At 36.5% G+C, this 6,914-nt stretch carries 5 protein-coding genes; 4 read left to right on the top strand and 1 reads right to left on the bottom strand.

What is annotated here, in order from left to right:
- Positions 1-542 precede the first annotated feature (542 nt).
- Together AC3DU7_RS20500 and gloA are read left to right on the top strand one after the other, a co-directional pair.
- Positions 543-1,007, top strand: coding sequence for a hypothetical protein (locus AC3DU7_RS20500; protein ID WP_488041156.1), 465 nt, complete (start codon positions 543-545; stop codon positions 1,005-1,007).
- A 947-nt stretch (positions 1,008-1,954) separates the two neighbouring features.
- Complete coding sequence (gloA, locus tag AC3DU7_RS20495; protein ID WP_488041155.1) at positions 1,955-2,380, top strand: lactoylglutathione lyase; 426 nt, start codon at positions 1,955-1,957, stop codon at positions 2,378-2,380.
- 724 nt (positions 2,381-3,104) lie between these two features.
- Here gloA and AC3DU7_RS20490 read toward each other — a convergent pair.
- A complete protein-coding gene (locus AC3DU7_RS20490) occupies positions 3,105-3,335 on the bottom strand; it encodes a hypothetical protein (RefSeq protein ID WP_488041154.1) in 231 nt (76 codons plus the stop codon).
- A 136-nt stretch (positions 3,336-3,471) separates the two neighbouring features.
- Between AC3DU7_RS20490 and clpB the strand changes: the two genes are divergently transcribed.
- Positions 3,472-6,189, top strand: a complete 2,718-nt coding sequence (gene clpB, locus AC3DU7_RS20485; protein WP_488041153.1) for an ATP-dependent chaperone ClpB — start codon at positions 3,472-3,474, stop codon at positions 6,187-6,189.
- A gap of 369 nt (positions 6,190-6,558) precedes the next feature.
- The coding region (locus tag AC3DU7_RS20480; protein ID WP_488041152.1) for a DEAD/DEAH box helicase family protein at positions 6,559-6,914 on the top strand (356 nt) is incomplete at its 3' end.

Here is a 6,914-nt window from a genome sequence, read left to right as displayed (position 1 = left end):
AGTAGGGGGGATAAAAAGCTTATGATATAAAACTTTTAGCTATTGGACACCTCCTGAAATTTGTAAAGCAAGCCAGCGCACATTGCTATACCTTCTTGTTAAGCTTTCTTAGCAAAACTTTGGATTCAGACCGCTTGCATTTGTTGTGCCCCACAGGGTAGTAATGCTGTTCCCTAATTTTGGAGGAGATGTCTATTCTCAAAAGTAGTGACAGAGATAACTGACAAATAGTAACAAATAGTGTAAAGAAAATTCGACAAAATTCTTCTTGAATTCCGACTACTGTAGCTTGCGAATTTGAAGGTTGCCAGACCTACTTCATTAAGCTCTATTATTTAGTTTTTCTATTCTCTAATATTGGCAAGATTATTGTCCATAATTTATCCCAATAATGGGCAATTATAATTGATTTGTTTTTGTAAAAAATTAGCTTATTATTATATGTTGACAAAATAGCCAAGTATTATTTAATATAGAATTACAGACACATAAATAAAAAAATACGGCCCTAAAAAAATATATATAAACTTAAGGTAGATTTTATGAAAAAAATCATCAAAAATCAATCTACTTCTGCTCATCCATTGGGTAGATTTGTAACTAGAGATGCATTAGCATTTCATTTGGGAATTAAATCAGATAATATCTACAAAATAAACTGTTGGAAATATGTAATTCATGTCGTAGGAAAAGGAAAAAGTAGGTTTGTAAGTTATGCTGATATGCCTCCAATTTTGGGGGTAGATCCACCAAGAAAATCAGATTTTACTAAATGGAGAAAGCGGATAAAGGCTAGAAAGCAAAAGTATGTTCCTAAATTTTGGGCACAATTTTATGTTGAGAAAATTCAGAAATCTAATTCAATTCAAATATTACATAGTTGGGAAAACTTAGTTAAACAATGCAAGTCATTAATATCCTTAGAAGGAGTTAAGAAAATTGATATTGCTTTGATTCAAGAAAAATCGAAACTAGAAAAAATAATCCATCATAGTTTGTCAAGATAACTGTTATCAAATATTGATACATACTCGACTATTGTGACATTTAATCAAGACAAATATCATGCTTGATTAGTAGGATCACTTAACTTTTATTTTAGTGGATTTAACCACAATTTAAACACCGGTCAAATAAATATTAATTCTATCAAATAGAAGTTATAAAACTAGAAAACTTAACTCAATTAGGCTCAATAAAAAAAGAGAATTAGATGGGTATAAATAAATATCATACACTACATCCAAACTAGGAAGTTTGGAAGCATATTGTGAGGAAAGCATGACTTAAGATTGCTTTCCTAGGTCATGCTACGCAAACATACTTAATACCATTTCTCAAAATTATTGCTACATCTCCTTGAAAGTAGAGAGTAGAGAGTAGAGTGAAAAGAGATAATATATCTTGGTTTAATGCCGAGAATAGTCACAAACATTATTCAACCATTATTATTAATTAATAGCTGAAGCCCCATGGCGAAGTATAGCATTATTTTTGGGAATTGGTATAACTTAGAAAAATTTAGATTTAATTTCACCTACCTACTGAGGAATCTTAAATTGTTTATAAAAAATCTATAAGTTTTGATTTATAGATAATAAAACCTGAAACTTTTATTCCAGCTAAATATAGCGCTTTTATTTGAGATGTCAAACAAGAGTTGATGATTTACTAACAATAAACAGTCCACATCAAATCTTCTGACCTGTTGCCTCTATCATGACTGCCTTTTACCTAAAAACGAACAGGTTTTTGAAGGAACTCCAATGCCATTACTATGAACGAAGGTAGCTATACAGAGGGCAGGAGGAGCAATTCCCTTCCACCTTCTGCTTCCTGCCTTTCCTGATAACTAAATCCCAATAGTAGCCAGTAGGACAAAATTGACTCCCAAGATTAACCAAATTGCTTCACAATAAAAATGTAGATATAGTCAAGGAATAAGGAGTAGACCATGCGACTACTACACACAATGCTGCGAGTCAACAACCTAGAAGAATCCCTCAAATTCTACTGCGATGTCCTCGGCATGAAACTATTACGCCAAAAAGACTATCCCGGTGGTGAATTTACTCTAGCCTTTGTTGGTTATGGCGATGAGTCAGACCACACAGTACTCGAATTAACATATAACTGGGGCAAAGATCGATACGACTTGGGTGATGCCTATGGCCATATTGCTTTGGGTGTTGATGATATTTATGGCACTTGTGAACAAATCAAAGCACAGGGAGGTAGAGTAACCAGAGAACCAGGGCCAATGAAACATGGTTCCACAGTTATTGCCTTCATTGAAGACCCAAATGGTTATAAAGTAGAACTAATTCAATTAAGCTCTCGTAGTAGCAATTCAGAACAAGAAGTAGCACTAAATAAATAATTTCAGGAAGAAGGAGTATAGAAGAAGATAATTAAATAATCAGCAAATGCATGAAAGTTAAAGGTGTTTTTAGCGATCGCCCCGAGCAAAAGAGGAAGTTACCGAATAATTAATAATTAATAATTCTGGTTTAAAGCCTCCTCTTTTAAGGGGAAAAAGCGGCCATTAGCGTAGCTTCTCGAAGGGTAGGATGGCGAGGAAACCCGCTCTTGCAGAGCCGCTCCGCTTTCCATGTCGGCGACAGCCGAAACGCCATATTCAATCGACCAAGAGAAAAGTGCTAGGATATTTCCTGATCTTCAATCAAGAACGGTTTTAATCAGAGGTAATTATTAATTAATGAAACAGGCTTTTTCCTAAACATTTTTAAGTAATAAAACAGTCCCGGAATTTCAATCCAAAATCTATCTTTCTTCTTTTCTGTTAAAAAAAATAACTCACAAACGAAATTGTTGAGTAGAAAATAATCTGTATACAGCAAGTAAAAGAGTAATAGATTGGTGTGTTAAGCATGAAATAGAAATCTTAACTATTGAGTATAACCAAACTTGGAAACAAGAGATAAAATCAGGATTATAGGTTGATAGGAATGTTAACAGATGAAAGCTAATTAAGAGGAATAAAAGTAATAATTATAGAAAAATATTATACATCTCAATCAAGCTTTTTAGATAGAGATAATTTATCATAATCATAGGAATTTATGGATAGAAAAAAATTAAATTTAGTGGGAAAAGATAACAAGAGGGTTGTATAAAACCAGGAAAAATAAATTATTAAATTCAGGTTTAAATGGGTAATTTAATATACTTAAAAAAGTAATTCCTGATGTCTTTGACCAAGGAATAAAGGGTTTGCCGTTTAACCCTGTAGTGCTTGACCCACCACGAATGACTATACTTTCAAATCTTTGAGTAAGTTGAGCGGTTTTATATATAGCGTTTCCTAAAGTCATGAGGTATATTTATATTTTTGTCTTTTTATTCCCTGTTCCCTGTTCCCTCAAGCCTAAAATTTTGTACCTCACCAAATATGGGAATTGCTATAAATAGTTTTATTTAACCACCAGAAAAAATTTAAACATAGTCCAAATGCAGCCAACCGACCCAAGCAAATTTACAGAACAAGCCTGGGATGCCATAGTCAAATCCCAGGACGTTGCCCGACGTTACCAAAACCAACAACTAGAAGTAGAACATCTAATCATTGCTCTTTTAGAACAACAGGGAACAGCCAACAAAATTTTAAACCGCGTTGGCATAGAATCAGAAAATCTCCTCCAACAAATAGACTCTTTCACCAAACGCCAACCCAAAGTTGGTAGTATCGAACATCTCTATCTAGGACGTAGTCTAGAAATTTTTCTAGACCTAGCTGATGAAGCAAAAGAAAAATGGGAAGACAAATTTATTGCCGTCGAACACCTTCTACTCGCTTTTTACCAAGACAAACGCCTTGGCAATAAACTCCTCGGTGGAGGTACTCCCCAGCTACCAACTCGCCCTGGTTTTGAGCGCCCCCAAACTACTCCAAAAGTTGAATTTGAACAACTAGAAGCAACAATTAAAGCAGTTCGTGGTAGTACCAAAGTCGAAGACCAAAACCCAGAAGCTAGTTATGATGCTTTAGCAAAATATGGGCGCGACCTGACAGAGTTAGCTAAAGCAGGTAAACTTGACCCCGTTATTGGTAGAGATGAAGAAATTCGGCGCGTGGTTAGCTGTTTATCTCGTCGGACAAAAAATAATCCTGTAGTTATTGGAGAGCCAGGAGTTGGAAAAACAGCGATCGCTGAAGGTTTAGCTCAACGCATTGTTAACGGCGACGTTCCAGAATCTCTCAAAGAACGACAACTCATTAGTCTTGACATGGGAAGTCTCATCGCCGGGGCAAAATTTAGAGGGGAATTTGAGGAAAGGCTCAGATCGGTTTTGCGAGAAGTAACTCACTCTGACGGTCAAATTGTTCTATTTATCGATGAACTACATACTGTTGTTGGAGCAGGTTCCAGTGGCGGTACGGGTTCGGGTGTAGATGCAGGTAACCTTCTCAAACCAATGCTTGCTCGTGGAGAATTGCGTTGTATCGGTGCGACAACTATTGATGAATATCGCAAACATATAGAAAAAGATGCTGCTCTGGAACGTCGGTTTCAAAAAGTAGAGGTTGGTCAGCCAAGTGTAGAGGATACTATTTCTATTTTACGGGGGTTGAAAGACCGCTACGAAACTCACCATGGTGTAAAAATTACCGATGCTGCTTTGGTTGCTGCTGCAACTCTTTCTAACCGTTATATTTCTGACCGCTTTTTGCCAGATAAGGCGATAGACTTGGTAGATGAAGCTGCTGCTCAACTAAAAATGGAAATTACTTCTAAACCTGAAGAATTAGAAGCTATTGACAGACGTATTATGCAGTTGGAAATGGAAAAACTTTCTATTGAGGGAGAGTTGCAAAGTAGCAAAAAAGATAAAAATGCTGAACCTACTCCACCAGTGAAAGTTTCTCCAGCATTGCAACGCATTACAAATGAAATTAATGTCTTGAAGCAAAAGCAGGAAAAATTTTCTTCTAAATGGTCTGGGGAAAAAGAATTGTTAAATACAATTAATTCTCTCAAAGCAGAAGAAGATAAATTAAAAGTACAAATAGAACAGGCAGAACGAGCTTACGATCTAAATACAGCAGCTCAGTTAAAATATGGCCAACTCGAAACCGTACATCGCGATCGCGAAGTTAAGGAAGCAGAATTATTAAAAGTTCAAGCTCAAGGTTCCTCCCTCCTCCGAGAACAAGTGACTGATGCTGATATTGCCACTATCGTTGCTAAGTGGACGGGTATTCCAGTAAATCGTTTATTGGAGTCGGAACGCCAAAAGTTACTACAGTTGGAAAAGCATTTACATCAACGGGTAATTGGGCAGTCGGAAGCTGTGGAAGCTGTGGCGGCAGCTATTAGACGCGCGAGGGCAGGGATGAACGATCCAGGAAAGCCTATCGGTTCGTTTATGTTTCTCGGTCCCACTGGAGTCGGTAAAACAGAATTGGCACGGGCCTTGGCACAGTTTTTATTTGACCGGGATGATGCTTTGGTGCGGGTTGATATGTCGGAGTATATGGAGAAACACGCCGTTTCTCGATTAGTGGGGGCACCACCTGGATATGTGGGTTATGACCAAGGGGGTCAGTTATCGGAGGCAGTAAGAAGACATCCTTATTCTGTGCTGCTATTTGATGAAGTGGAGAAGGCTCACCCAGATGTATTTAATATATTTTTGCAAGTATTGGATGATGGTAGGATTACTGATTCTCAAGGGCGGTTAGTTGATTTTAGCAATACTGTAATTGTAATGACGAGTAATATTGGTGGTGAGTATATTTTAGATGTGGCAGGGGATGACTCTAAGTATGAGGAGATGTATAAACGGGTGATGGGAGGATTGCGAAAACATTTCCGACCAGAGTTTTTAAACAGGGTGGATGATAAGATATTGTTCCACACTTTAAGGAAGAGCGAATTACGGCAAATTGTGGAGATTCAAGTGAAGAGAATTGAAAGGTTATTAGGGGAACAAAAAATTAGTTTGAAATTAACTGCTGCGACTTTAGACCACATTGCTGAAGTGGGATATGACCCTGTTTATGGAGCGCGACCTTTGAAACGAGCAATTCAAAAAGAATTAGAAAATCCTCTGGCAAATTTGATTTTAGAGAATAAGTTTGTTGGTGGGGATGTTGTAGTAATTGATTGTGTAGATGGTGGTTTGGTGTTTGGGAAAAAGGATGAGTTGGAATTGGTGAAAAGGTGATTTTATCAGAGTGCGAGCTTCTAGCTCGCCAGTCAAAATTATGAGGCAAAAGTGTTAATGAAGAAAAATATGATGATTTTTTATATGAGGTAAACCAACTTTCCAACTTGATAAAATCCTCTGGCAAGTTTGATTTTAGAGAATAAGTTTGTTGGTGGGAATATTGTAGTAATTGATTGTGTAGATGGTGGTTTGGTGTTTGGGAAAAAGGATGAGTTAGAATTGGTGAAAAGGTAATTTTATCAGAGTGCGAGCTTCTAGCTCACCATTCAGCAAACCCTAATTAATAATAACTTCTCGTTACAAGGTAAACAAAGTTGCTAATTTAAGCGATTATTTTCTAAGTATTAGTTTTATAAGGAGAAAAACATGGTTGATTTTAAAAAGAAACTGGGAGTGAAATCTATACCAAAAAAAATAAATCCAATAGAGATTTACGATCAGTTGGATAGAAAAAGTGAAACAGGTCCGCTTCGCCCAGTACAAATAGAAATATTAAAAGAGTGGTGGTTAAATCGAAAAGAAGACCAAGATTTGATTTTTAAGTTACACACCGGACAGGGAAAAACATTAATCGGTTTATTGATACTTCAATCAAGATTAAATCAAAAGAAAGGTCAGTGTTTATATGTCTGCCCTAATAAATATTTAGTAGAGCAAACAGCTCAAGAAGCAGAGAAATTTGGCATTGGATATGTAACTATTGATGATTCTTTACCTGATGA

It is taken from the genome of Okeania sp., from assembly GCF_983059655.1.
Note: the sequence above shows the minus strand (reverse complement) of the source record. Positions and strands in the feature narration are given on the sequence as shown.